Below are 23,586 nucleotides of genomic sequence, written 5' to 3'. Positions count from 1 at the left end.
CCGGCGCCACCACCGCAGGGCACCCCGAACTGTCACACACCGCCAGTAGGGTGTCTGACATGGCCGACCCCTCCAGCTACCGCCCCAAGCCGGGACAGATCCCCGACTCCCCAGGGGTGTACAGGTTCCGCGACGAGCACCGCCGAGTGATCTACGTCGGGAAGGCGAAGAGCCTGCGCCAGCGTCTGGCGAACTACTTCCAGGACCTGGCGAACCTGCACCCCCGTACGCGCACGATGGTCACCACGGCCGCGTCCGTGGAGTGGACGGTGGTGTCCACGGAGGTCGAGGCGCTGCAGCTGGAGTACTCCTGGATCAAGGAGTACGACCCCCGGTTCAACGTCAAGTACCGCGACGACAAGAGCTATCCGTACCTCGCGGTGACGATGAACGAGGACTTCCCGCGGGTCCAGGTGATGCGCGGCCAGAAGAAGAAGGGCGTGCGCTACTTCGGTCCGTACGGGCACGCGTGGGCGATCCGCGACACCGTGGACCTGCTCCTGCGCGTCTTCCCGGTGCGCACGTGCTCCAAGGGCGTGTTCAAGAACGCGGAGCGCACGGGCCGCCCGTGCCTGCTCGGCTACATCGGCAAGTGCTCGGCGCCCTGCGTGGGCCGCGTCACGCCGGAGGAGCACCGCGAACTGGCCGAGGAGTTCTGCGACTTCATGACGGGGCGTACGGGGACGTACATCCGGCGTCTGGAGAAGGACATGGCCGCGGCGGCCGACGAGATGGAGTACGAGCGGGCGGCCCGCCTGCGCGACGACATCGAGGCGCTCAAGAAGGCCATGGAGAAGAGTGCGGTCGTCCTCACCGACGCCACCGACGCCGACCTGGTCGCCCTCGCGGAGGACGAGCTGGAGGCGGCCGTCCAGATCTTCCACGTGCGCGGCGGACGCGTGCGCGGCCAGCGCGGCTGGGTCACCGACAAGGTCGAGGCGGTCACCAGCGGCGACCTCGTCGAGCACGCGCTGCAGCAGCTCTACGGCGAGGAGACCGGGGACGCCGTCCCCAAGGAGGTCCTCGTCCCCGCGCTGCCCGACCCCCTGGAGCCCGTCCAGGCCTGGCTCACCGAGCGCCGCGGGTCGAACGTGTCGTTGCGCATCCCGCAGCGCGGCGACAAGAAGGCGCTCATGGAGACGGTCCACAGGAACGCGCAGCAGGCGCTCGTCCTGCACAAGACGAAGCGCGCCTCCGACCTCACCACGCGCTCGCGCGCGCTGGAGGAGATCGCCGGGGCCCTCGACCTGGACAGCGCCCCGCTGCGCATCGAGTGCTACGACATCTCGCACCTCCAGGGCGACGACGTCGTGGCCTCCATGGTCGTGTTCGAGGACGGCCTCGCCCGCAAGAGCGAGTACCGGCGCTTCGAGATCAAGGGCTTCGAGGGCCAGGACGACGTCCGGTCCATGCACGAGGTCATCACCCGCCGCTTCAAGCGGTACCTCTCCGCGCAGGAGAAGTCGCGTGAGTGGTCCGACGAGGAGCCGGAGTCCGCCGACAGCGCCGAGGCGGCCGACGGGACGGTCGTCGAGGAGTCGCGGCTCACGGAGGATGACGGCCGCCCCAAGAGGTTCGCCTATCCGCCCCAGCTCGTGGTGGTCGACGGCGGGCAGCCGCAGGTCGCCGCCGCCAAGCGGGCCCTGGACGAGCTGGGCATCGACGACATCGCGGTGTGCGGCCTCGCCAAGCGCCTCGAAGAGGTCTGGGTGCCGGACGAGGAGGACCCGGTGGTCCTGCCCCGCACCAGCGAAGGGCTCTACCTGCTCCAGCGCGTGCGCGACGAGGCGCACCGCTTCGCGATCACCTACCAGCGCTCCAAGCGGGCCAAGCGCTTCCGGGCGGGCCCGCTGGACGAGGTGCCGGGGCTCGGGGACTCGCGCAAGCAGGCGCTGCTCAAGCACTTCGGGTCGGTGAAGCGGCTGCGGGCCGCCACCATCGACCAGATCTGCGAGGTGCCCGGCATAGGCCGCAAGACGGCCGAGGCCATCGTGGCGGCCTTCGCGCAGGCCGCGCCCGCGGCTCCGGCGGTGAACACGGCCACTGGAGAGATCATTGAAGACGAAGACGAAACGGCCGGTACGACGGACGTGCCGACCGGCGGGGAACCCGTCAGCGCGGGCGCCCCGGAGGAACGACGGGGGCAGGAGTCATGAGCGAGCAGGACCACGAGAGCAGCGACACCAGCGGCACGCCACAGGGCCCCGCAGCACAGGAACAGCAGCCGCAACCACAGCACGGAGCACACGTGAGCACGGGCACCGGATCAGGGACAGGGCCAGGCACGGAACCGGGCGCGGGCACGGAGACGGGCACCGGCACCGGCACGGAGCAGGACACCGGAGCAGCCGGTAAGTCCGTCGAGGCGCCGGGCGTCCCCGACGCCGCCATCCCCGAGCTGGTGATCATCTCCGGGATGTCGGGCGCCGGCCGCTCCACGGCGGCGAAGTGCCTGGAGGACCTCGGCTGGTTCGTCGTCGACAACCTGCCGCCCGCGCTGATCCCCACCATGGTGGAGCTCGGCGCCCGCTCGCAGGGCAACGTCGCGCGCATCGCGGTCGTCGTCGACGTCCGTGGCCGGCGCTTCTTCGACAACCTCCGGCAGTCCCTCGCGGACCTGGAGGCCAAGCACGTCACCAGGAGAATCGTCTTCCTGGAGTCCTCCGACGAGGCCCTGGTGCGCCGCTTCGAGTCGGTGCGCCGCCCGCACCCCCTCCAGGGCGACGGCCGCATCGTCGACGGCATCGCCGCCGAGCGCGAGCTCCTTCGCGAGCTGCGTGGCGACGCCGACCTGGTGATCGACACCTCCAGCCTGAACGTCCACGAGCTGCGCGCCAAGATGGACGCCCAGTTCGCCGGCGAGGAGGAGCCCGAGCTGCGGGCCACCGTCATGTCGTTCGGCTTCAAGTACGGCCTGCCGGTCGACGCGGACCTCGTGGTCGACATGCGCTTCCTGCCGAACCCGCACTGGGTCCCCGAACTGCGCCCCTTCACCGGGCTCAACGAGGAGGTGTCGAACTACGTCTTCTCGCAGCCCAGCGCCAAGGAGTTCCTCGACCGCTACACCGAGCTGCTCCAGCTGATCGCCGCCGGCTACCGCCGTGAGGGCAAGCGCTACGTGACGATCGCCGTCGGCTGTACGGGCGGCAAGCACCGCTCCGTCGCGACGTCGGAGAAGCTCGCCGCCCGCCTCGCCGCGCAGGGCGTGGAGACCGTGGTCGTCCATCGCGACATGGGACGGGAATGACGGGACGCACCCTGCGGCTCACCAGCAGGATCCGCCGCAGAACCTCACCGGTGAAGCCGGGCAAGGGAGCCACGCCCAAGGTCGTCGCCCTCGGCGGCGGCATGGGTCTTTCGGCGTCCCTGGCCGCGCTGCGCCGCATCACGAACAATCTGACCGCCGTCGTCACGGTCGCCGACGACGGGGGCTCCAGCGGCCGTCTGCGGGACGAGCTGGGCGTGCTGCCGCCCGGCGACCTGCGCAAGGCGCTCGCCGCGCTGTGCGGGGACGACGACTGGGGCCAGACCTGGGCCCGCGTCATCCAGCACCGCTTCCAGTCCAAGGGCGAGCTGCACGAGCACGCGGTCGGCAATCTGCTGATCGTCGCCCTGTGGGAGCAGCTCGGCGACCATGTGCAGGCGCTCGACCTGGTCGGCAAGCTGCTCGGCGCACAGGGCCGCGTGCTGCCCATGTCCGCCGTCCCGCTGGAGCTCCAGGCGCAGGTCAAGGGGCACGACCCGGAGTGCCCGGAGGACATCGAGACGGTGCGCGGACAGGCCACGGTCGCGCTCACCCGCGGCGAGGTCCAGTCCGTGCACGTGGTGCCGCACGACCCGCCGGCCGTCCCCGAGGCGGTCGCCGCGGTGCTCGACGCGGACTGGGTGGTGCTCGGCCCGGGCTCCTGGTTCTCCTCCGTGATTCCGCACCTGCTGGTCCCGGAACTGCTCGACGCGCTGGTCGAGACGAAGGCCCGCAAGGTCCTCTCACTGAACCTCGCTCCGCAACCCGGAGAAACTGAGGGCTTCTCCCCGCAGCGTCATTTGGAAGTTTTGGGACGACACGCCCCTAAACTCGCCCTGGACGTGGTGCTGGCCGACGAGGCCGCCGTGCCCGATCGCGAGTCCCTGACCGAAACCGCGCGTGAGCGTTTCGGTGCCGCGGTCGAGCTGGCGCCGGTGGCCAGGCCCGACGGGACTCCGAGGCACGACCCGGAGCTGTTGGCCGCCGCGTACGACCGTATTTTTCGGATGCATGGAAGGATCGGCCCATGGCGATGACGGCAGCGGTGAAGGACGAGATCTCCCGGCTCCCCGTCACCCGGACCTGCTGCAGGAAGGCCGAGGTCTCGGCCATTCTGCGGTTTGCGGGCGGCCTTCACCTGGTGAGCGGCCGCATCGTGATCGAGGCGGAGCTGGACACCGCGATGGCCGCACGGCGGCTCAAGCGGGACATTCTCGAGATCTTCGGGCACAGCTCGGAGCTGATCGTGATGGCGCCCGGCGGGCTGCGCCGCGGCTCGCGGTTCGTTGTACGAGTGGTGGCGGGCGGCGACCAGCTGGCCCGCCAGACGGGCCTGGTGGACGGCCGCGGCCGTCCGATCAGGGGCCTGCCGCCCCAGGTGGTCTCGGGGGCCACCTGTGACGCGGAGGCGGCCTGGCGCGGCGCGTTCCTGGCGCACGGCTCGCTGACCGAGCCGGGGCGCTCCAGCTCGCTGGAAGTGACGTGCCCGGGCCCCGAGGCGGCCCTCGCGCTGGTCGGCGCGGCCCGCAGGCTGCAGATCGCGGGCAAGGCCCGTGAGGTGCGCGGCGTGGACCGCGTGGTGGTGCGCGACGGCGACGCGATCGGCGCGCTGCTCACCCGGATGGGCGCACACGAGTCGGTGCTCGCCTGGGAGGAGCGGCGGATGCGCCGCGAGGTGCGCGCCACGGCGAACCGCCTCGCGAACTTCGACGACGCGAACCTGCGCCGCTCGGCCCGCGCCGCGGTCGCGGCCGGCGCCCGGGTGCAGCGCGCCCTGGAGATCCTCGCGGACGACGTGCCCGAGCACCTCGCCGCGGCGGGCCGGCTGCGCATGGAGCACAAGCAGGCCTCCCTGGAGGAGCTCGGCGCGCTCGCCGACCCGCCGCTGACCAAGGACGCCGTCGCGGGCCGGATCCGCCGCCTGCTGGCCATGGCGGACAAGCGGGCCCAGGACATCGGCATCCCCGGCACGGAGTCCAACATCACGGAGGACATGGCGGAGGAGATGACCGAGGAGATGGCGCAGAGCCTCGCGGAGAACATGGCGGGCTGACCCGAAGCACCTCTTCGACGAGCCGGTGGCGGCGCCCGATCGCGGGCGCCGCCACCGGCTTTTCCGTGTCCGCGCACGGGAGTTGAGGCCCCCTTGACTTGACCATGAACGGTCACGATTCTGGCGCTTGTTCGCTTCTGCGGCATCGCGCCACAACCGTGGCAGACATCTGCAAGGGGGGCTCATGCGACGAAGTGTGGGACGAAGAACGGATCAGCCGGGGCACGGAGCGGGGCGACGGGCGAGATCGATCCTCGCTGTCGGAGCGCTCGTCCTGGGGGTGGGAGGCGCCGCACTGGCGCCCGTCGCCCACGCGGACGACGATCCGGCGAAGAGCAGTCAAGGCGCGGACGCCGTCAAGGTGTTCCGCGCCGAGGTGTCGAAGGAGCAGATACCCCTGCTCCTCAAGGCGGGCCAGGACGCCCACGAGCTCAGCGCCCAGGCGCCCGAGAAGGGCACCGCGAAGGTCGAGGTCTACCTCACCGACAAGCAGGCCGACGGCCTGCGCAAGAAGGGCGTCGAACTCACCGAGCACAAGCTGACCGCCAAGGCCGCGGCCCGCGTGAAGGCGGCGGGGGACGGCGTCTTCCGCCCGTACAGCGGCAAGGGCGGCCTCCAGGAGGAGATCCTCCGCACCGGCCAGGAGCACCCCGACCTCACCAAGGTCGTCTCCATCGGCAAGACGCTCCAGGGCCAGGACATCCTCGCGCTCAAGCTCAGCAAGAACGCCAAGAAGACCAAGGACGGCGCGAAGCCGTCCGTGCTCTACATGTCGAACCAGCACGCGCGCGAGTGGATCACCCCGGAGATGACCCGCCGCCTGATGCACCACTACGTGGACAACTACTCCAAGGACGCGCGCGTCAAGAAGCTCGTCGACTCCACGGAGATGTGGTTCGTCCTCTCCGCGAACCCCGACGGCTACGACTGGACGTTCAAGGACGCGGCCAACCGCCAGTGGCGCAAGAACATGCGCGACAACAACGGCGACGGCAAGTACACCACCGGCGACGGCGTCGACCTCAACCGCAACTTCGCCTACAAGTGGGGCTACGACGACGAGGGTTCGTCACCCGACCCCGCCAACCAGACCTACCGCGGCGCGGGCCCGAACTCCGAGCCGGAGACCAAGGCCGTCGACGCCTTCGAGAAGCGCGTCGGCTTCGACTACGCCATCAACTACCACTCCGCCGCCGAACTGCTGCTCTACGGAGTGGGCTGGCAGGTCGCCACGCCGACCCCGGACGACGTGCTCTACAAGGCGCTCGCCGGCACCCCGGAGAAGTCCGCGATCCCCGGCTACCACCCGCAGGTCTCCTCGGAGCTGTACACGACGAACGGCGAGGCCGACGGGCACGCCGGCAACGTCAACGGCGTCTCGATGTTCACCCCCGAGATGAGCACCTGCCAGACGGCGTCGAACGTGGACCCCAACGACGCCTGGAACCCGGGCGACTGCGCATCGGTCTTCACGTTCCCGGACGACGAGAAGCTCATCCAGGCCGAGTTCGAGAAGAACATCCCCTTCGCGATGTCGGTCGCCGAGACGGCCTCGCACCCGGACCAGCCGTCGTCCTCGGTCGGCATGGAGGCGCCCGACTTCACCCCGGCGAAGTTCGCCACTTCGTACGCGCGCGGTGGGGACCAGGAAGTCTCCGTGACCGCGCGGAAGTCGGTACGCGACAAGGAGCTGAACTACCGCATCAATGGCGGCCGTTCGCACGACGAGGAATTGCGCGCCTGGAAGGGCGGCGAGACCTACGGAGGCGACGACAATCTGCACTTCGACGCCTATCGGGCGAAGGTCGAGGACGCGGATGTGGGCGACAAGGTAGAGGTGTGGTTCACGGGACGGACGAAATCCGGAAAGCGCACAAGTAGCGAGCCGTTCACCTACACCGTCGCCGCACGCGACAAGGGAGACACCCTGGTCGTCGCGGAGAACGACGCCGCGGGCGTGCAGACGGGCGCCTACGTGGACGCGCTGAAGGCGGCGGGCCGCTCCCCGGTCGTCTGGAACGTCGCGAAGCAGGGCGCTCCCGACCCGCTCGCGGTCCTCGGCCACTTCAAGGCGGTCGTCCACTACACGAGCGCGGACCGGCCGACCCTCGCCACCCAGCTCGCGATCCGCGACTACCTGAACGAGGGCGGCAAGCTCGTCGAGGCCGGCGAGAAGGCGGGCGGCTCCGTCGACATCGGCGACACCACGACGAACGACTTCAGCCAGTACTACCTGGGCGCCTACTCGCGCACGGCGTCGCCCGTGGCGACCCGCTTCGACGGTTCAGGCGCCCTCGACGGGATCGCCGCGACGCTCGGCGACGCCCCCGGCAACCCGCTGAACGGCGCGGGCCTGTACGAGGCGACCTCCGCCACGCTGCCAAAGTTCACCAGCGCGGGAGCGGGCCAGTACGAGGGCGCGGGCATGGCGGCCGCCGTCCACACGGACGACGCCTACAAGCGTCTGACCCGCACGATCGACCTCACCCAGGTCACCGCGGCCCAGCAGCCCATGCTGCGGATGCAGCTCCTGTGGGACACCGAGCCGGGCTACGACCACGTACTCCTGGAGGCGCACACCACCGGCGCGGAGGACTGGACGACCCTGCCCGACCGGGACGGCTACACGTCGAACAAGGTGCCCACCGAGTGCGAGGCCGGGTTCTTCATCCAGGACCACCCGGCGCTCACCCGCTACCTGACGCCGGACGGCGCCGCCTGCGGCAACACCGGCACCACGGGCCAGTGGAACAGCCTCACCGGCTCCTCGGACGACTGGAAGACGGTCTCGTACGACCTGAGCGCCTACGCCGGGAAGACCGTCGAGGTGTCGCTGAGCTACGTGAGCGACCCCGGCACCGGCGGCGAGGGCGTGCGCGCCGACAACGCCTCCGTCGTCATCGGGGGACAGGCCACCCAGACCGAGGACTTCGAGACGTCGCTGGGCGTCTGGAAGGTGCCCGGGCCGCCCGCGGGCAGCCCGCCCGCAGTGAAGGACTGGGCGCTCGCCAAGGACCTGTTCACGACGTACGGGGCGATCAGCACTCCGGACACGGTGCTGCTCGGATTCGGCCTTGAACATGTCACCGCGACCGCCGATCGAAATGCGCTCATCCGAAAGGCCCTGCGCTCAATTAGCGACTGAACGGGGTCTGAATTACCCGCGAAATACACGGCGGCCCGTACGTTACTCACGAGTACGGGCCGCTGTGCCCTACATAGAGTCGCTCGATGTCACCCCAAGCCTTTATGGGAGGTAGGGTCGGAGGCGGTCGGGGACATCCCAAATAAATCTCGCCGGCGTCGATACTCCGGCGTACCAACGAGGAGATCGGTTCGTGACGATCCGCGTAGGCATCAACGGCTTTGGCCGCATCGGTCGCAATTATTTCCGCGCCCTCCTTGAGCAGGGTGCAGACATCGAGATCGTGGCTGTCAACGACCTGGGTGACACCGCGACCACCGCACACCTTCTGAAGTACGACACCATCCTGGGCCGCCTCAAGGCCGACGTGTCGCACACCGAGGACACCATCACGGTCGACGGCCACACCATCAAGGTGCTGTCCGAGCGCAACCCCGCCGACATCCCGTGGGGCCAGCTGGGCGTCGACGTCGTGGTCGAGTCCACCGGCATCTTCACGAAGAAGGCCGACGCCGAGAAGCACATCGCGGGCGGCGCCAAGAAGGTCCTCATCTCGGCTCCGGCCAAGGACGAGGACATCACCATCGTGATGGGCGTCAACCAGGACCAGTACGACCCGGCGAACCACCACGTCATCTCGAACGCGTCCTGCACCACCAACTGTGTGGCGCCGATGGCGAAGGTTCTCGACGAGAACTTCGGCATCGTCAAGGGCCTCATGACGACGGTCCACGCGTACACGAACGACCAGCGCATCCTGGACTTCCCGCACAGCGACCTGCGCCGCGCGCGTGCCGCCGCGGAGAACATCATCCCGACCACGACGGGCGCCGCCAAGGCCACCGCCCTGGTCCTGCCGCAGCTCAAGGGCAAGCTCGACGGCATCGCGATGCGCGTCCCGGTCCCGACCGGCTCCGCCACCGACCTGGTCGTCGACCTGCAGCGCGAGGTCACCAAGGACGAGGTCAACGCCGCGTTCAAGAAGGCCGCCGACGACGGCGCCCTCAAGGGGATCCTGTACTACACCGAGGACCCGATCGTGTCCTCGGACATCGTCAGCGACCCGGCCTCCTGCACCTTCGACTCCTCCCTGACCATGGTCCAGGAGGGCAAGACGGTGAAGATCCTCGGCTGGTACGACAACGAGTGGGGCTACTCCAACCGTCTCGTCGACCTCACGGTCTTCGTCGGCGGCCAGCTCTGAACCTCTAAGGTTCTGGAGCAGCAAGGCACTCAGATGTGAGCGAAGGGTCCGGACCCGCGCGATGCCGCGCGACAGTCCGGACCCTTCGCGCGTCAGCCGCCACGGCTCAGCCTTCAAGAACGTGTACGACCAGCCCTCTCAAGGAGCCCATCCATGAAGACGATTGAGGAACTTCTCGCCGAAGGGGTCGACGGGAAGCGGGTGTTCGTCCGCGCCGACCTCAACGTGCCGCTGGCCGACGGCGTCATCACCGACGACGGCCGCATCCGCGCCGTCCTGCCCACCGTGCAGGCCCTGGCCGGCGCCGGCGCCAAGGTGATCGTCGCCTCCCACCTGGGCCGTCCCAAGGGCGCCCCGGACCCGCAGTTCTCCCTGCTGCCCGCCGCGGAGCGCCTCGGCGAGCTGCTCGGCAAGCCGGTGGCGTTCGCCCAGGACACGGTCGGCCCCGCCGCGAACGAGGCCGTGGACGGCCTGGAGCCCGGCCAGGTCGCCGTCATCGAGAACCTGCGCTTCAACGCCGGCGAGACCAGCAAGGACGACGCCGAGCGCGGCGACTTCGCCGGGCAGCTCGCCAACCTCGCCGACGTCTACGTGGGCGACGGCTTCGGCGCCGTGCACCGCAAGCACGCCTCCGTCTACGACCTGCCGAAGCGCCTTCCGCACTACGCCGGCTTCCTCATCGCCACCGAGGTCGGCGTCCTCAAGAAGCTCACCGACGACGTCAAGCGCCCCTACGTGGTCGCGCTCGGCGGCGCCAAGGTCTCCGACAAGCTGGCCGTCATCGACCAGCTCCTCGGCAAGGCCGACCGTCTCCTCATCGGCGGCGGCATGGCGTACACCTTCCTCAAGGCCAAGGGCTACGAGGTCGGCATCTCGCTCCTCCAGGAGGACCAGATCCCGACGGTCAAGGAGTACATGGCGCGCGCCGAGAAGAACGGCGTGGAGCTCGTGCTCCCGGTCGACGTCCTGGTCTCGTCCGAGTTCCCGGACCTGAAGGGCAAGACCCCGGCCAACCCCTCGACCGTCGCCGCGGACGCCATCCCGGCCGACCAGGAGGGCCTGGACATCGGCCCGGAGACCCGCAAGCTGTATGCCTCGAAGCTCGCCGACGCCGAGACCGTGTTCTGGAACGGCCCGATGGGCGTCTTCGAGCACCCCGACTACGCCGAGGGCACCAAGGCGGTCGCCCAGGCCCTCATCGACGCTCCCGGCTTCACCGTGGTGGGCGGCGGAGACTCCGCCGCCGCGGTCCGTACCCTGGGCTTCGACGAGAAGGCATTCGGCCACATCTCGACCGGCGGTGGCGCCTCCCTCGAGTACCTCGAGGGCAAGACGCTGCCCGGTCTCGCCGCACTGGAGGACTGACCCCGCATGACTGCTCCCGTACAGGGCCGCACGCCGCTGATGGCGGGCAACTGGAAGATGAACCTCAACCACCTCGAGGCCATCGCGCACGTCCAGAAGCTCGCTTTCGCTCTCGCGGACAAGGACTACGACGCCGTCGAGGTCGCCGTCCTGCCGCCGTTCACCGACCTGCGCTCCGTGCAGACGCTGGTCGACGGCGACAAGCTGAAGATCAAGTACGGTGCCCAGGACGTGTCGGCGCACGACTCCGGCGCGTACACCGGTGAGATCTCGGGCCCGATGCTCGCCAAGCTGAAGTGCACCTTCGTGGCGATCGGCCACTCGGAGCGCCGCCAGTACCACGACGAGACCGACGAGATCGTCAACGGCAAGGTGAAGGCCGCGTACAAGCACGGCCTCACGCCGATCCTGTGCGTCGGTGAGGAGCTGGACGTCCGCGAGGCGGGCAACCACGTCTCCCACACGCTCGCCCAGGTCGAGGGCGGCCTCAAGGACCTGCCCGCCGAGCAGGCCGAGACCATCGTCATCGCGTACGAGCCCGTGTGGGCCATCGGCACCGGCAAGGTGTGCGGCGCCGACGACGCGCAGGAGGTCTGCGCGGCCATCCGCGGCAAGCTCGCCGAGCTGTACTCGCAGGACGTCGCCGACAAGATCCGGATCCAGTACGGCGGCTCGGTGAAGTCCGGGAACGTCGCGGAGATCATGGCGAAGCCCGACATCGACGGCGCGCTGATCGGCGGCGCCTCGCTGGACGCGGACGAGTTCGTCAAGATCGTTCGCTTCCACGAGCAGTGACACGGGCAGCGAGTAGGCGCTAGGCGTCATACGTCGTACCCTTGCGGGGCCGAGGCTCTTTACCGGGCTTCGGCCCCGTCGTCCAAGCAAAGTCCGACATATAAGTCCGAGGAAGTTGGTCCAGCCGTGGTTATGGGGTTCTCGATCGCCCTGATCGTCTTCAGCCTGCTGCTGATGCTCCTTGTGCTGATGCACAAGGGAAAGGGTGGCGGCCTCTCCGACATGTTCGGTGGCGGCATGCAGTCCTCCGTCGGCGGCTCCTCGGTCGCCGAGCGGAACCTCGACCGGATCACGATCGTGGTCGGTCTCCTGTGGTTCGCGTGCATCGTGGTGCTCGGCATTCTGATGAAGATCAACAACTGACTTTCGGGCCCCGGCCCCTGGGGCCGGCCCGCCACAACCGCATATCTCCCACGTAAAGCCCCATGTTCGGTACGCGCTCAACAACGCGGCCTATCATGGGGCTTGCGTCTGGGGAGCGATGTAACTCCAAGCACTGGACGCGCGTTGGGCCTTACGTAGACTGAGGCGCTCCGCGGCGAAGCTGATACGCCGACACGCTTCGCGGCACCATCACGCAGGGAGTTACGACCGTGGCAAGTGGCAACGCGATCCGAGGAAGTCGGGTCGGGGCGGGGCCGATGGGCGAGGCCGAGCGCGGCGAGTCCGCGCCGCGCCTGCGCATCTCCTTCTGGTGCTCGAACGGGCACGAGACGCAGCCGAGCTTCGCCTCCGACGCGCAGGTGCCGGAGACCTGGGACTGTCCGCGCTGCGGCTTCCCTGCCGGGCAGGACCGGGACAACCCGCCGGACCCGCCGCGTACGGAGCCGTACAAGACGCATCTGGCATACGTCCGGGAGCGGCGCAGCGACGCGGACGGCGAGGCGATCCTCGCCGAGGCGCTCGCGAAACTGCGGGGCGAGATCTGACCCATGAAAGGGCCGGGCACCTGAGAAGGTGCCCGGCCCTTTCTCGTACCCCTTTCGTGTGGCCGCGGAAAGGCCCGATTCACCCTGATCAATTAGGTTGGACGGGAGCAGCGGGGCACCGTGCGTACCCAGGTACGAGGGAAGGCTGAAGTTCGAGATGAACGCGTCCGACAAGCAGGCAGCACTCACCCAGACGCCCGAATGGCAGGCGCTCGTCAAGCACCGGCAGCAGCTGGGCGATGTGCGGCTGCGGGATTTGTTCGAGGCCGATCCCGCGCGTGGGGCCGGCTGGGCGCTGCGGGTCGGCGACCTGCACGTCGACCACTCGAAGCACCTCGTCACGGAGGAGACGCTGCGGCTGCTGCGCGAGCTGGCCGCCGCGACCGATGTGTTCGGCCTGCGCGACGCCATGTTCCGCGGCGACAGGATCAATACGACCGAGGACCGGGCCGTCCTGCACACCGCGCTGCGCGCGCCGCGCGACGCCGTGATCGAGGTCGACGGTGAGAACGTGGTGCCGGGCGTGCACGCCGTGCTCGACAAGATGGCCGCGTTCGCCGACCGGGTCAGGTCGGGGGAGTGGACCGGACACACCGGCAAGCGGATCAGGAACGTCGTCAACATCGGCATCGGCGGCTCCGACCTCGGCCCTGCGATGGCCTACGAGGTGCTGCGCTCCTTCACCGACCGCGAGCTGACCGTCCGCTTCGTGTCGAACGTCGACGGGGCGGACCTGCACGAGGCCGTCCGGGACCTGGACCCGGCCGAGACGCTGTTCGTCATCGCGTCGAAGACCTTCACCACCATCGAGACGATCACCAACGCGACGTCCGCGCGCAACTGGCTGCTCACCGAGCTGAGGGCCGGTCAGGAAGCCGTGGCCAAGCACTTCGTGGCGCTGTCGACGAACGCCGAGAAGGTGTCGGAGTTCGGCATCGACACGGACAACATGTTCGAGTTCTGGGACTGGGTCGGCGGACGTTATTCGTACGACTCCGCGATCGGTCTGTCGCTGATGATCGCGATCGGGCCCGACGCGTTCCGCGAGATGCTCGACGGGTTCCACCTCGTCGACGAGCACTTCCGCACGGCGCCCGCCGAGTCCAACGTGCCGTTGCTGATGGGCCTGTTGGGCATCTGGTACGGCAACTTCCACGACGCCCAGTCGCACGCAGTGCTGCCGTACTCGCACTACCTCTCCAAGTTCACCGCGTACCTCCAGCAGCTCGACATGGAGTCCAACGGGAAGTACGTGCAGCGCAATGGCGAGGAGGTCCGCTGGCAGACCGGCCCCGTGGTGTGGGGCACGCCGGGCACGAACGGGCAGCACGCCTACTACCAACTCATCCACCAGGGAACGAAGTTGATCCCGGCGGACTTCATCGGCTTCGCCGAGCCCGTCGCCGATCTGCTGCCCGGGCTCGTCGCCCAGCACGACCTCCTGATGGCCAACTTCTTCGCGCAGACCCAGGCGCTGGCCTTCGGCAAGACGCCCGACGAGGTGCGCGCCGAGGGGGTGCCGGAGGAGCTGGTGCCGCACAAGACGTTCAAGGGCAACCACCCGACGACCACGATCCTCGCGAAGAACCTCACGCCGTCCGTGCTCGGCCAGTTGGTCGCCCTCTACGAGCACAAGGTGTTCGTGCAGGGCGCCGTCTGGAACATCGACTCCTTCGACCAGTGGGGCGTCGAACTCGGCAAGGTCCTCGCCAAGCGCGTGGAGCCGGCTCTCACCGAGGGCACGGACGTCCCGGGCCTCGACGAGTCGACGAAGGCGCTGGTCGCGAAGTACCGCGAGCTGCGGGGACGTTAAGCGTTATTGGGGTGCGCAAAGTCCTTCCGGCGGGTGAGACTGCCCGTCCGTGACCCTGCCGGGAGGCACCTGTGGACCAGCTCATGTCGGCGCTCGCCGACCCCGATCGACTCAGGCTCTACGCGCGCATCGTCCTCGACGACCTGCCGCCCCGTGAGGCCGACTCCCCACTGGCCCGCAAGCACCTCGGCAAGCTGATCGCGGCGGGACTCGTCCAGCGCCTCGACGACGGCTCGTTGCGGGCCGGGTCGGAGATCTTCCGCCACCACCGGGCCGCCGAGCCCGCTCCGGGGGTCCCGCGCCACCTCACCGGGTTCTTCTCCCGGGGCCGCCTCACCGCCATACCGGTGCGCCCGACCGTCCGCCACGACCTCCTCGTGCACCTCACGGGCACCCTCTTCGACGCCGAGCGCACGTACAGCGAGCGCGAGGTCAACGAGGCGCTGCGCACGGTCCACGACGACACGGCCGCGCTGCGCCGCTACTGCGTCATCGACGGCCTGCTCGTACGCGAGAAGGACGGCTCGGACTACCGGGTGCCGCAGCACGCGTAGGGCCCCACTTCTTCAAGAAGCGGGGCCCAGGTGACTACGTAGGGCGTCGTTACGCGATGGCCGGCGGGTACAGCTCCGGCGGGAGCTGCGAGGCCGCGGCCGCGTCGAGCAGCCACAGCGTGCGCGAGCGCCCGTACGCGCCCGCGGCCGGGGCCTGGATCTCGCCCGCGCCGGACAGCGCGATCGCCGCGGCCTTCGCCTTGTCCTCGCCCGCGGCGAGCAGCCACACCTCGCGCGCGGCCCGGATCGCCGGGAGCGTGAGCGTGGTGCGGGTGGGCGGGGGCTTGGGGGCGCCGTGCACGCCGACGACCGTGCGCTCCGTCTCGCGGACCGCCGGAAGCTCGGGGAAGAGCGACGCGACGTGCGTGTCCGGGCCGACGCCGAGCATCAGGACGTCGAAGGTCGGCACCGGGCCGTGGTCCTCGGGCCCCGCGGCGTTCGCGAGTTCGGCCGCGTACGCCTCGGCCGCGGCGTCCGCCTCGAAGGGACCGTCCGACGCGGGCATGGGGTGCACGCGCGCGGGGTCAAGCGGCACCGCGTCGAGCAGGGCCTCCTTCGCCTGCGTGTAGTTGCGCTCGGGGTCGCCGTCCGGCAGGAAGCGCTCGTCGCCCCACCAGAGGTCGAGGCGGCCCCAGTCGATGGCGTCCCGGGCGGGTGCCGCGTGCAGGGCGGCCAGCAGGCCGTTGCCGTTGCGGCCGCCCGTCAGGACGACGGAGGCGGAGCCGCGGGCGGACTGGGCGTCGACGATCTTGGTGATCAGCCGGGCCGCGGCCGCCTGCGCCATCAGCTCCTTGTCGCGGTGGACGACGAGTTGGGGTGCTGCACTCACTTGTCTGCGCTCACTTCGTCGTTGCCTTCTTGGCCGGAGCCTTTTTGGCAGGGGCCTTCTTGGCCGGTGCCTTCTTCGCGGCCGCCTTCTGGGCGGGCGCCGCCGTGGGTGCGGCCGAGGCGGCCGACGACACCGAGTCCGGCACCGTCTTCTGGTCCTCGGGCTCGCCAAGACGGTCCACGCCGAACCGCAGCGCGGCCGCGTAGGTGTCGTCCGGGTCGAGCCGGCGCAGCTCCTCCGCGATCAGCTCGGACGTCTCGCGGCGCTTGAGCGCGACCGCGCGGTCCGGCTGGCCCTGGATGGAGAGCGTGGCGAGCGTGCCGTCGGCCCGGTCGAGGACGATCGGGCCGCAGGTGGACTCCATGCGTACGCCGGTCAGGCCGGGGCCCGCCGACAGATTGCGCCGCACCGGGACGTCGAGCCGGTCCGCGAGCCACATCGCGAGCAGCTCGCAGCTCGGGTTGAACTCCTCGCCCTCGACCTCGACCGAGGTGACGTCGCAGGTCACCTGGTCGAGCGCGGCGGCCAGCATGGAGCGCCACGGCGTGATCCGGGTCCAGGACAGATCGGTGTCGCCGGGAGCGTAGGACTCGGCCCTCGCCTCCAGTTCGTGAACCGGCTGCTCGGCCGCGTACGTGTCCGTGACGCGACGCTGGGCCAGGGCGCCGAGCGGGTCGTTCGCGGGGTCCAGCGGGGCGTCCACGGGCCACCAGACGACCGTGGGGGCGTCCGGGAGCAGCAGCGGGAGCACGACCGACTGGGCGTGGTTGACGACCTCGCCGTACAGGCGCAGGACGACGGTCTCGCCGGTGCCCGCCTCGGCGCCCACCCGGACCTCGGCGTCGAGCCGGGACTTGGTGCGGTCGCGGGGCGAGCGCGAGACGCGCTTGATGACCACGAGGGTGCGCGAGGGGTGCTCGCGCGAGGCCTCGTTGGCGGCCTTCAGGGCGTCGTAGGCGTTCTCCTCGTCGGTGACGATGACGAGGGTCAGCACCATGCCGACGGCAGGGGTGCCGATGGCGCGGCGGCCCTTGACGAGCGCCTTGTTGATCTTGCTGGAGGTGGTGTCCGTGAGATCGATCTTCATGGCCGGCGCCAGCTCCGTCCGTCTCGTGCGAGCATTTCGTCCGCCTCGGCGGGCCCCCACGTGCCGGACGGGTACTGCGCGGGCTTGCCGTGCTTGTCCCAGTACTGCTCGATCGGGTCGAGGATGTTCCAGGACAGCTCGACCTCCTCCGTGCGCGGGAAGAGGTTGGCGTCGCCCAGCAGGACGTCCAGGATCAGCCGCTCGTACGCCTCGGGGCTCGACTCCGTGAAGGACTCGCCGTACGCGAAGTCCATCGAGACGTCCCGGATCTCCATCGACGTGCCCGGCACCTTGGAGCCGAAGCGGACCGTGATGCCCTCGTCCGGCTGGACGCGGATCACGATCGCGTTCTGCCCCAGCTCCTCCGTCGCCGTGTGGTCGAAGGGGGAGTGCGGGGCGCGCTGGAAGACGACGGCGATCTCGGTGACGCGGCGGCCGAGCCGCTTGCCGGTGCGCAGATAGAAGGGCACGCCCGCCCAGCGGCGGTTGTCCACCTCCAGCTTCACGGCCGCGTAGGTGTCGGTCTTCGACTTGGGGTCGATGCCGTCTTCCTGGAGGTAGCCGACGGCCTTCTCGCCGCCCTGCCACCCGGCCGCGTACTGCGCGAACACCGTGTCCTTGCCGATGTCCTTCGGCAGCTTCACCGCGCCGAGCACCTTGGCCTTCTCCGCGACGAGCGCGTCCGCGTCGAAGGAGGCGGGCTCCTCCATCGCGGTCAGCGCCATCAGCTGGAGGAGGTGGTTCTGGATCACGTCGCGCGCGGCGCCGATGCCGTCGTAGTAGCCGGCGCGGCCGCCGATGCCGATGTCCTCGGCCATCGTGATCTGGATGTGGTCGACGTAGGACCGGTTCCAGATCGGCTCGAACATCTGGTTGGCGAAGCGCAGCGCCAGGATGTTCTGGACGGTCTCCTTGCCGAGGTAGTGGTCGATCCGGAACACCTGGTCCGGGTCGAACACCTCGTGCACGATCGCGTTGAGCTCCTTGGCGGAGGCGAGATCGTGGCCGAAGGGCTTCTCGATGACGGCGCGCCGCCAGGAGCCCTCCGTGCCGTCCGCCAGGCCGTGCTTCTTGAGCTGCTGCACGACCTGCGGGAAGAACTTGGGGGGTACGGAGAGGTAGAACGCGAAGTTGCCGCCCGTGCCCTGCGACTTGTCCAGGTCGTTGATGGTCGCCTTGAGCTGCTCGAACGCGTCGTCGTCGTCGAAGTTGCCCTGGACGAAGCGCATCCCCTGGATGAGCTGCTGCCAGACCTCCTCGCGGAACGGCGTGCGCGCGTGCTGCTTGACCGCGTCGTGCACCTCCTGCGCGAAGTCCTCGTCCTGCCACTCGCGGCGGGCGAACCCGATGAGCGAGAAGCCGGGCGGGAGCAGACCCCGGTTGGCGAGGTCGTAAACGGCAGGCATCAGCTTTTTACGGGACAAATCGCCCGTGACGCCGAAGATCACCAGACCCGACGGCCCCGCGATGCGCGGGAGCCGTCGGTCGGCGGCGTCACGGAGCGGATTGCTGTTCGCTCCGTGTGCGGTCAAGGGATCAGCCCTCCGAGGGGGCGAGGCGCTTGAGCTCCGCCTCGGTCGACTTCAGCAGGTCGTTCCAGGACGCCTCGAACTTCTCGACGCCCTCGTCCTCCAGGAGCTGCACGACCTCGTCGTACGAGATCCCCAGCTTCTCGACGGCCTCGATCTCCTTGCGGGACTGGTCGTACGTGCCCGCGATCGTGTTGCCGCTGATCTCGCCGTGGTCCGCGGTCGCCTCGAGCGTGGCCTCCGGCATGGTGTTCACCGTGCCGGGAGCGACCAGGTCGTCGACGTACAGGGTGTCCTTGTACGCCTTGTCCTTGACGCCCGTCGAGGCCCACAGCGGGCGCTGCTTGTTGGCCTGCGCCTTGTCGAGCGCGGCCCAGCGGTCGCTGCCGAACACCTGCTCGTACGCCTCGTACGCGAGCCGCGCGTTGGCGAGGGCGGCCTTGCCGCGCGCCGCCTTGGCGTCGTCCGTGCCGAGCGCGTCGATCCGCTTGTCGATCTCGGCGTCCACGCGGGACACGAAGAACGAGGCGACCGAGTGGATCGTCGACAGGTCGAGGCCCTTGGCCTTGGCCTTCTCCAGGCCCGCGAGGTAGGCGTCCATGACCTCGCGGTAGCGCTCGAGGGAGAAGATCAGCGTGACGTTGACGCTGATGCCGTTGCCGATCGTCTCGGTGATCGCGGGCAGGCCCGCCTTGGTCGCCGGGATCTTGATCAGCGTGTTCGGGCGGTCCACCAGCCAGGCCAGCTGCCGGGCCTCGGCGACCGTCGCCTTGGTGTTGTGCGCCAGGCGCGGGTCGACCTCGATCGACACGCGGCCGTCCTGGCCGCCCGTCGCGTCGAAGACCGGGCGCAGGATGTCGGCGGCGTCACGGACGTCCGCCGTCGTGATCATGCGGATGGCCTCTTCGACGGTGACCTTGCGGGCGGCGAGGTCAGCGAGCTGCTGGTCGTAGCCGTCGCCCTGCGAGATCGCCTTCTGGAAGATCGAAGGGTTGGTCGTGACGCCCACGACGTGCTGCTCGTCGATCAGCTCGGCGAGGTTGCCGGACGTGATCCGCTTGCGCGACAGGTCGTCCAGCCAGATCGCGACGCCTTCCTCGGAGAGGCGCTTGAGTGCGTCTGTCATGGAAATTGCATCTCCTAAGTCGTGTACTGGCGTCAGCGCTGCGCCGCGGCGAGGGATTCCTTCGCCTTGGCGGCCACGTTCTCGGCAGTGAAGCCGAACTCCTTGAAGAGGACCTTGCCGTCGGCGGACGCGCCGAAGTGCTCCAGCGAAACGATGCGCCCGGCGTCCCCGACGAAGCGGTGCCAGGTGAGACCGATCCCGGCCTCCACCGCGACGCGCGCCTTGACCGACGGCGGCAGGACGCTGTCCCGGTACCCCTGGTCCTGGTCCTCGAACCACTCGACGCACGGCATCGATACGACGCGGGTGGCGATGCCCTCGGACTCCAGCTGCTCACGGGCCTCGACGGCCAGGTGCACCTCGGAGCCGGTGGCGATCAGGATCAGGTCCGGCGTCGCCTTGGAGGCCTCGGCCAGGACGTAGCCGCCCTTGGCGGTGTCCTCGTTGGCGTCGTACGTCGGCACGCCCTGGCGGGTCAGCGACAGGCCGTGCGGGTGCGAGACGCCGTACTCCTTCTTGCCGCGCCGCAGGATCTCGCGCCAGGCGATGGCCGTCTCGTTGGCGTCCGCGGGGCGGACGACGTTGAGGCCGGGGATCGCGCGCAGCGAGGCGAGGTGCTCGACCGGCTGGTGCGTCGGGCCGTCCTCACCGAGACCGATGGAGTCGTGCGTCCACACGTACGTGACGGGCAGCGACATCAGCGCGGACAGGCGCACCGCGTTGCGCATGTAGTCGGAGAACACCAGGAAGGTGCCGCCGTAGATGCGCGTGTGGCCGTGCAGCGCGATGCCGTTCATCTCCGCGGCCATGGAGTGCTCGCGGATGCCGAAGTGGATCGTGCGGCCGTACGGGTCGGCCTCCGGCAGCGGGTTGCCCTTGGGCAGGAACGACGACGTCTTGTCGATCGTCGTGTTGTTCGAGCCCGCGAGGTCGGCGGAGCCGCCCCACAGCTCGGGGATCACACCGCCGAGCGCCTGGAGGACCTTGCCGGACGCGGCACGGGTGGCGACGCCCTTGCCGGTCTCGAAGACGGGGAGCTTCTCCTCCCAGCCGGCCGGCAGCTCGCCCGCGTTGATGCGGTCGAACTCGGCGGCGCGCTCCGGGTTGGCGGCGCGCCACTCGGCGAGCTGCTTGTCCCACTCGGCCTTGGCCTGCGCGCCGCGCTCCAGGGCGCCGCGCGTGTGGTTGATGACCTCGTCGGAGACGTCGAAGGACTTCTCCGGGTCGAAGCCGAGGACGCGCTTGGTGGCGGCCACCTCGTCGTCGCCGAGCGCCGAGCCGTGCGCGGCCTCGGTGTTCTGCGCGTTCGGGGCGGGCCAGGCGATGATCGAGCGCAGCGCGATGAAGGACGGCTTGTCGGTGACGGCCTTGGCGGCCTCGATGGCGTTGAAGATCGCCTCGGGGTCCAGGTCGCCGTCCGCCTTCGGCTCCACGCGCTGGACGTGCCAGCCGTAGGCCTCGTAGCGCTTGCAGGTGTCCTCGGAGACCGCGGTCTCGGTGTCGCCCTCGATCGAGATGTGGTTGTCGTCCCACAGCAGGACCAGGTTGCCGAGCTGCTGGTGGCCCGCCATGGAGGAGGCCTCCGCGGAGATGCCCTCCTGCAGGCAGCCGTCGCCGGCGATGGCGAAGACGTAGTGGTCGAACGGGCTCTCCCCGGGGGCGGCCTCGGGGTCGAACAGGCCGCGCTCGTAGCGGGCGGCCATGGCCATGCCCACCGCGTTGGCGACGCCCTGGCCCAGCGGGCCCGTGGTCGTCTCCACGCCGGTGGTGTGCCCGTACTCCGGGTGGCCCGGCGTCTTGGAGCCCCAGGTGCGGAACGCCTCGAGGTCCGCCAGCTCCAGGCCGAAGCCGGCCAGGTAGAGCTGGATGTAGAGGGTCAGGGACGAGTGCCCCGCGGACAGGACGAAACGGTCCCGCCCGACCCAGTCGGCGTCCGCCGGGTCGTGCCGCATCACCTTCTGGAAGAGGGTGTACGCGGCCGGGGCCAGGCTCATCGCCGTACCGGGATGGCCGTTGCCGACCTTCTGTACGGCGTCGGCGGCCAGGACGCGAGCGGTGTCAACGGCCCGCTGGTCCACATCGGTCCACTCGAAGTCTGTGGTGGTCGGCTTGGTGCTCACCCTGAGTCAGGGCTCCTCTCCACATGTCTCATTGCCGGTGACGTCTGTCACCAGCCGTTGTCGAGCCTACCCTCGCTGGAACGTGCTTTTTTTCGACTCATTCCAGACTGCCGGGACTCTGTCGGATCCGCCTCCTGACGCGGATCCACGCACATTCGACACGTGAATACGCAGCCGCTCAGATGGGGGCTCATCCGTGGCCGGAATTGCTCATCCGGACGGCCTCCGCGAGAGGGGTGCGAAGGGGCGTTACGGCATGCGGGCCAACACGACCCACCCCCACGAAGGGCTGGGTATGGGCAACGTCTAGAGTGGCGTGGTACGCGCGAGCCTTTACCGGGACTTCACATCAAGTGGTCCGCAACGGGGGCTCGCTGGAGTCTCTGTCAGGGGTGTGCGTGACGGCCGTCGAATCCCGTCCAGCGGGAGCGCTGACGAGCAATAGTCGGGGCCAGCGGCCGTTCGGGGCCAGGATCAAGGCGTTCGTGGCGCTGACCAAGCCGCGAATCATCGAGCTGCTTCTCATCACCACCGTTCCGGTGATGTTCCTCGCCGAACAAGGCGTGCCCGACCTCTGGCTCGTGCTCGTCACCTGCCTCGGCGGCTACCTGTCGGCGGGCGGGGCCAACGCCCTGAACATGTGGTACGACCGCGACATCGACGCGCTCATGGAGCGCACGTCGCAGCGTCCGCTGGTCACCGGCATGGTCAGCCCGACCGAGTGCCTGGTCTTCGGCATCTCCCTCGCGGTGATCTCGACGCTGCTGTTCGGCTTCGCGGTGAACTGGCTGTCGGCCTGGCTTTCGCTGGGCGCGCTGCTCTTCTACGTGGTCGTCTACACGATGATCCTGAAGCGGCGCACGGCGCAGAACATCGTGTGGGGCGGCATCGCCGGCTGCCTGCCCGTCCTCATCGGCTGGTCGTCGGTCACGAACTCCATGTCGTGGGCGCCGATCATCCTCTTCGGGGTCATGTTCTTCTGGACGCCGCCGCACTACTGGCCGCTCTCCATGAAGGTGAAGGACGACTACGCGCGCGCGGGCGTGCCGATGCTTCCGGTCCTCGCCTCCAACAAGGTCGTGGCCAAGCAGATCGTCGCGTACAGCTGGGTGATGGTGGCGGTCTCGCTGCTGCTCCAGCCGCTCGGCTACACGGGCTGGTTCTACACGGCGGTCGCGCTGCTCGCCGGCGGCTTCTGGCTGTGGGAGGCGCACGGTCTGCAGAGCCGCGCCAAGGCCGAGGTCACGGGCGCGAAGCTCAAGGAGATGCGGCTGTTCCACTGGTCGATCACCTATGTGTCGCTGGTGTTCGTGGCGATCGCGGTGGACCCCTTCTTGCGCTGATCGTTCTCTTTGCTCTTTCCTTGTGGGGTACGTGGCCCAGGCCACGTACCCCACTTGTCGCTTGTTTGGCTACTCGTCGGTAGCATCCTGTCCATGGCAGAGACTCAAGCGGTTGAGGCGCCCCGCGGGGCGGCCAAGGACGAGCGTCGCGCGGCCAAGCTGGCCAAGGAGATCGGCATGTTCGCCAAGGCGCACGGCGGCGCCGAGGGGCAGCTCGCGTACATCGGCGAGCACGGCACGCGGATCGTACTCGTCGGCGAGGACGGTGGCTGGGGCGACGTGGTGGCCCGCACGTACGAGATCGCGCAGAAGGCCGTCGAGAAGGCCGGCGTCACCGTCCACGAGGACTTCGACGGCGACTTCGCGGCCAAGGTCGAGACGGGCCCGTACGAATGGAAGCGGATGGCGGGCATCCAGCTCGGCGGCTGAACGCGGAACCCGGCGGCCGGG

The 23,586-nt window shown here is 69.4% G+C and carries 19 protein-coding genes; 14 read left to right on the top strand and 5 right to left on the bottom strand.

The window, feature by feature from the left end; translation table 11 throughout:
* Positions 1–59: 59 nt before the first annotated feature.
* From uvrC to ACZ7L4_RS13995, 12 genes are all read left to right on the top strand, one after another.
* Positions 60–2,156 (top strand): excinuclease ABC subunit UvrC, encoded by a 2,097-nt coding sequence (gene uvrC / locus ACZ7L4_RS14050; RefSeq protein WP_472102304.1) that lies wholly within the window; start codon positions 60–62, stop codon positions 2,154–2,156.
* Positions 2,153–3,247 carry an RNase adapter RapZ gene (gene rapZ / locus ACZ7L4_RS14045; RefSeq protein ID WP_472102302.1) on the top strand — a complete coding sequence of 365 codons (1,095 nt, stop codon included), beginning with the start codon at positions 2,153–2,155 and terminating at the stop codon, positions 3,245–3,247. The genes uvrC and rapZ overlap by 4 nt, the downstream gene beginning before the upstream one ends.
* On the top strand, positions 3,244–4,281 hold the full coding sequence (locus tag ACZ7L4_RS14040; protein ID WP_450816381.1) for a gluconeogenesis factor YvcK family protein: 1,038 nt from the start codon (positions 3,244–3,246) through the stop codon (positions 4,279–4,281). The genes rapZ and ACZ7L4_RS14040 overlap by 4 nt, the downstream gene beginning before the upstream one ends.
* Entirely contained in the window at positions 4,272–5,297 is a 1,026-nt protein-coding gene (gene whiA, locus ACZ7L4_RS14035) for a DNA-binding protein WhiA (RefSeq protein ID WP_472102300.1), read from the top strand. The genes ACZ7L4_RS14040 and whiA overlap by 10 nt, the downstream gene beginning before the upstream one ends.
* A 184-nt stretch (positions 5,298–5,481) precedes the next feature.
* A complete protein-coding gene (locus ACZ7L4_RS14030) occupies positions 5,482–8,442 on the top strand; it encodes a M14 family metallopeptidase (RefSeq protein ID WP_472102298.1) in 2,961 nt (986 codons plus the stop codon).
* A 193-nt stretch (positions 8,443–8,635) separates the two neighbouring features.
* Complete coding sequence (gene gap / locus ACZ7L4_RS14025; protein ID WP_385766174.1) at positions 8,636–9,646, top strand: type I glyceraldehyde-3-phosphate dehydrogenase; 1,011 nt, start codon at positions 8,636–8,638, stop codon at positions 9,644–9,646.
* A 153-nt stretch (positions 9,647–9,799) separates the two neighbouring features.
* Positions 9,800–11,011, top strand: coding sequence for a phosphoglycerate kinase (locus ACZ7L4_RS14020; RefSeq protein ID WP_472102296.1), 1,212 nt, complete (start codon positions 9,800–9,802; stop codon positions 11,009–11,011).
* A gap of 39 nt (positions 11,012–11,050) precedes the next feature.
* A complete protein-coding gene (gene tpiA, locus ACZ7L4_RS14015; protein ID WP_472103992.1) occupies positions 11,051–11,806 on the top strand; it encodes a triose-phosphate isomerase in 756 nt (251 codons plus the stop codon).
* A 132-nt stretch (positions 11,807–11,938) separates the two neighbouring features.
* Complete coding sequence (gene secG / locus ACZ7L4_RS14010) at positions 11,939–12,169, top strand: preprotein translocase subunit SecG (RefSeq protein WP_306322637.1); 231 nt, start codon at positions 11,939–11,941, stop codon at positions 12,167–12,169.
* Positions 12,170–12,399: 230 nt separating this feature from the next.
* Positions 12,400–12,735: an RNA polymerase-binding protein RbpA gene (locus tag ACZ7L4_RS14005; protein WP_003976875.1), complete on the top strand. Its 336-nt coding sequence runs from the start codon at positions 12,400–12,402 to the stop codon at positions 12,733–12,735.
* A gap of 157 nt (positions 12,736–12,892) precedes the next feature.
* On the top strand, positions 12,893–14,548 hold the full coding sequence (gene pgi, locus ACZ7L4_RS14000) for a glucose-6-phosphate isomerase (protein ID WP_472102295.1): 1,656 nt from the start codon (positions 12,893–12,895) through the stop codon (positions 14,546–14,548).
* Between the two features lie 71 nt (positions 14,549–14,619).
* Positions 14,620–15,102 carry a DUF2087 domain-containing protein gene (locus ACZ7L4_RS13995; RefSeq protein ID WP_472102293.1) on the top strand — a complete coding sequence of 161 codons (483 nt, stop codon included), beginning with the start codon at positions 14,620–14,622 and terminating at the stop codon, positions 15,100–15,102.
* A gap of 49 nt (positions 15,103–15,151) precedes the next feature.
* Here ACZ7L4_RS13995 and pgl read toward each other — a convergent pair whose 3' ends face one another.
* The 5 genes from pgl to tkt are packed head-to-tail and all read right to left on the bottom strand — an operon-like array spanning position 15,152 to position 21,793.
* Positions 15,152–15,931: a 6-phosphogluconolactonase gene (gene pgl / locus ACZ7L4_RS13990; protein WP_450816394.1), complete on the bottom strand. Its 780-nt coding sequence runs from the start codon at positions 15,929–15,931 to the stop codon at positions 15,152–15,154.
* Positions 15,932–15,941: 10 nt separating this feature from the next.
* Positions 15,942–17,018 (bottom strand): glucose-6-phosphate dehydrogenase assembly protein OpcA, encoded by a 1,077-nt coding sequence (gene opcA / locus ACZ7L4_RS13985; RefSeq protein WP_472102291.1) that lies wholly within the window; start codon positions 17,016–17,018, stop codon positions 15,942–15,944.
* Entirely contained in the window at positions 17,015–18,550 is a 1,536-nt protein-coding gene (gene zwf, locus ACZ7L4_RS13980) for a glucose-6-phosphate dehydrogenase (protein WP_472102289.1), read from the bottom strand. Before zwf ends, opcA begins: the two co-directional genes overlap by 4 nt.
* Positions 18,551–18,554: 4 nt before the next feature.
* Positions 18,555–19,673, bottom strand: coding sequence for a transaldolase (gene tal, locus ACZ7L4_RS13975; RefSeq protein ID WP_450816400.1), 1,119 nt, complete (start codon positions 19,671–19,673; stop codon positions 18,555–18,557).
* Between the two features lie 32 nt (positions 19,674–19,705).
* Complete coding sequence (gene tkt / locus ACZ7L4_RS13970) at positions 19,706–21,793, bottom strand: transketolase (RefSeq protein ID WP_472102287.1); 2,088 nt, start codon at positions 21,791–21,793, stop codon at positions 19,706–19,708.
* Positions 21,794–22,185: 392 nt separating this feature from the next.
* Here tkt and ACZ7L4_RS13965 point away from each other — a divergent pair, with 392 nt between their 5' ends.
* Together ACZ7L4_RS13965 and ACZ7L4_RS13960 are read left to right on the top strand one after the other, a co-directional pair.
* The gene (locus tag ACZ7L4_RS13965) at positions 22,186–23,136 is read left to right on the top strand and encodes a heme o synthase (RefSeq protein ID WP_472103990.1); all 951 of its coding nucleotides are present in this window, start codon (positions 22,186–22,188) and stop codon (positions 23,134–23,136) included.
* A gap of 93 nt (positions 23,137–23,229) precedes the next feature.
* On the top strand, positions 23,230–23,565 hold the full coding sequence (locus tag ACZ7L4_RS13960) for a hypothetical protein (protein WP_472102285.1): 336 nt from the start codon (positions 23,230–23,232) through the stop codon (positions 23,563–23,565).
* Positions 23,566–23,586 lie beyond the last annotated feature (21 nt).

The organism is Streptomyces sp. NPDC107575 (assembly GCF_055657265.1).
The sequence above is the reverse complement of the archived record's forward strand: the minus strand, read 5'-3'. Positions and strand labels throughout refer to the sequence as shown.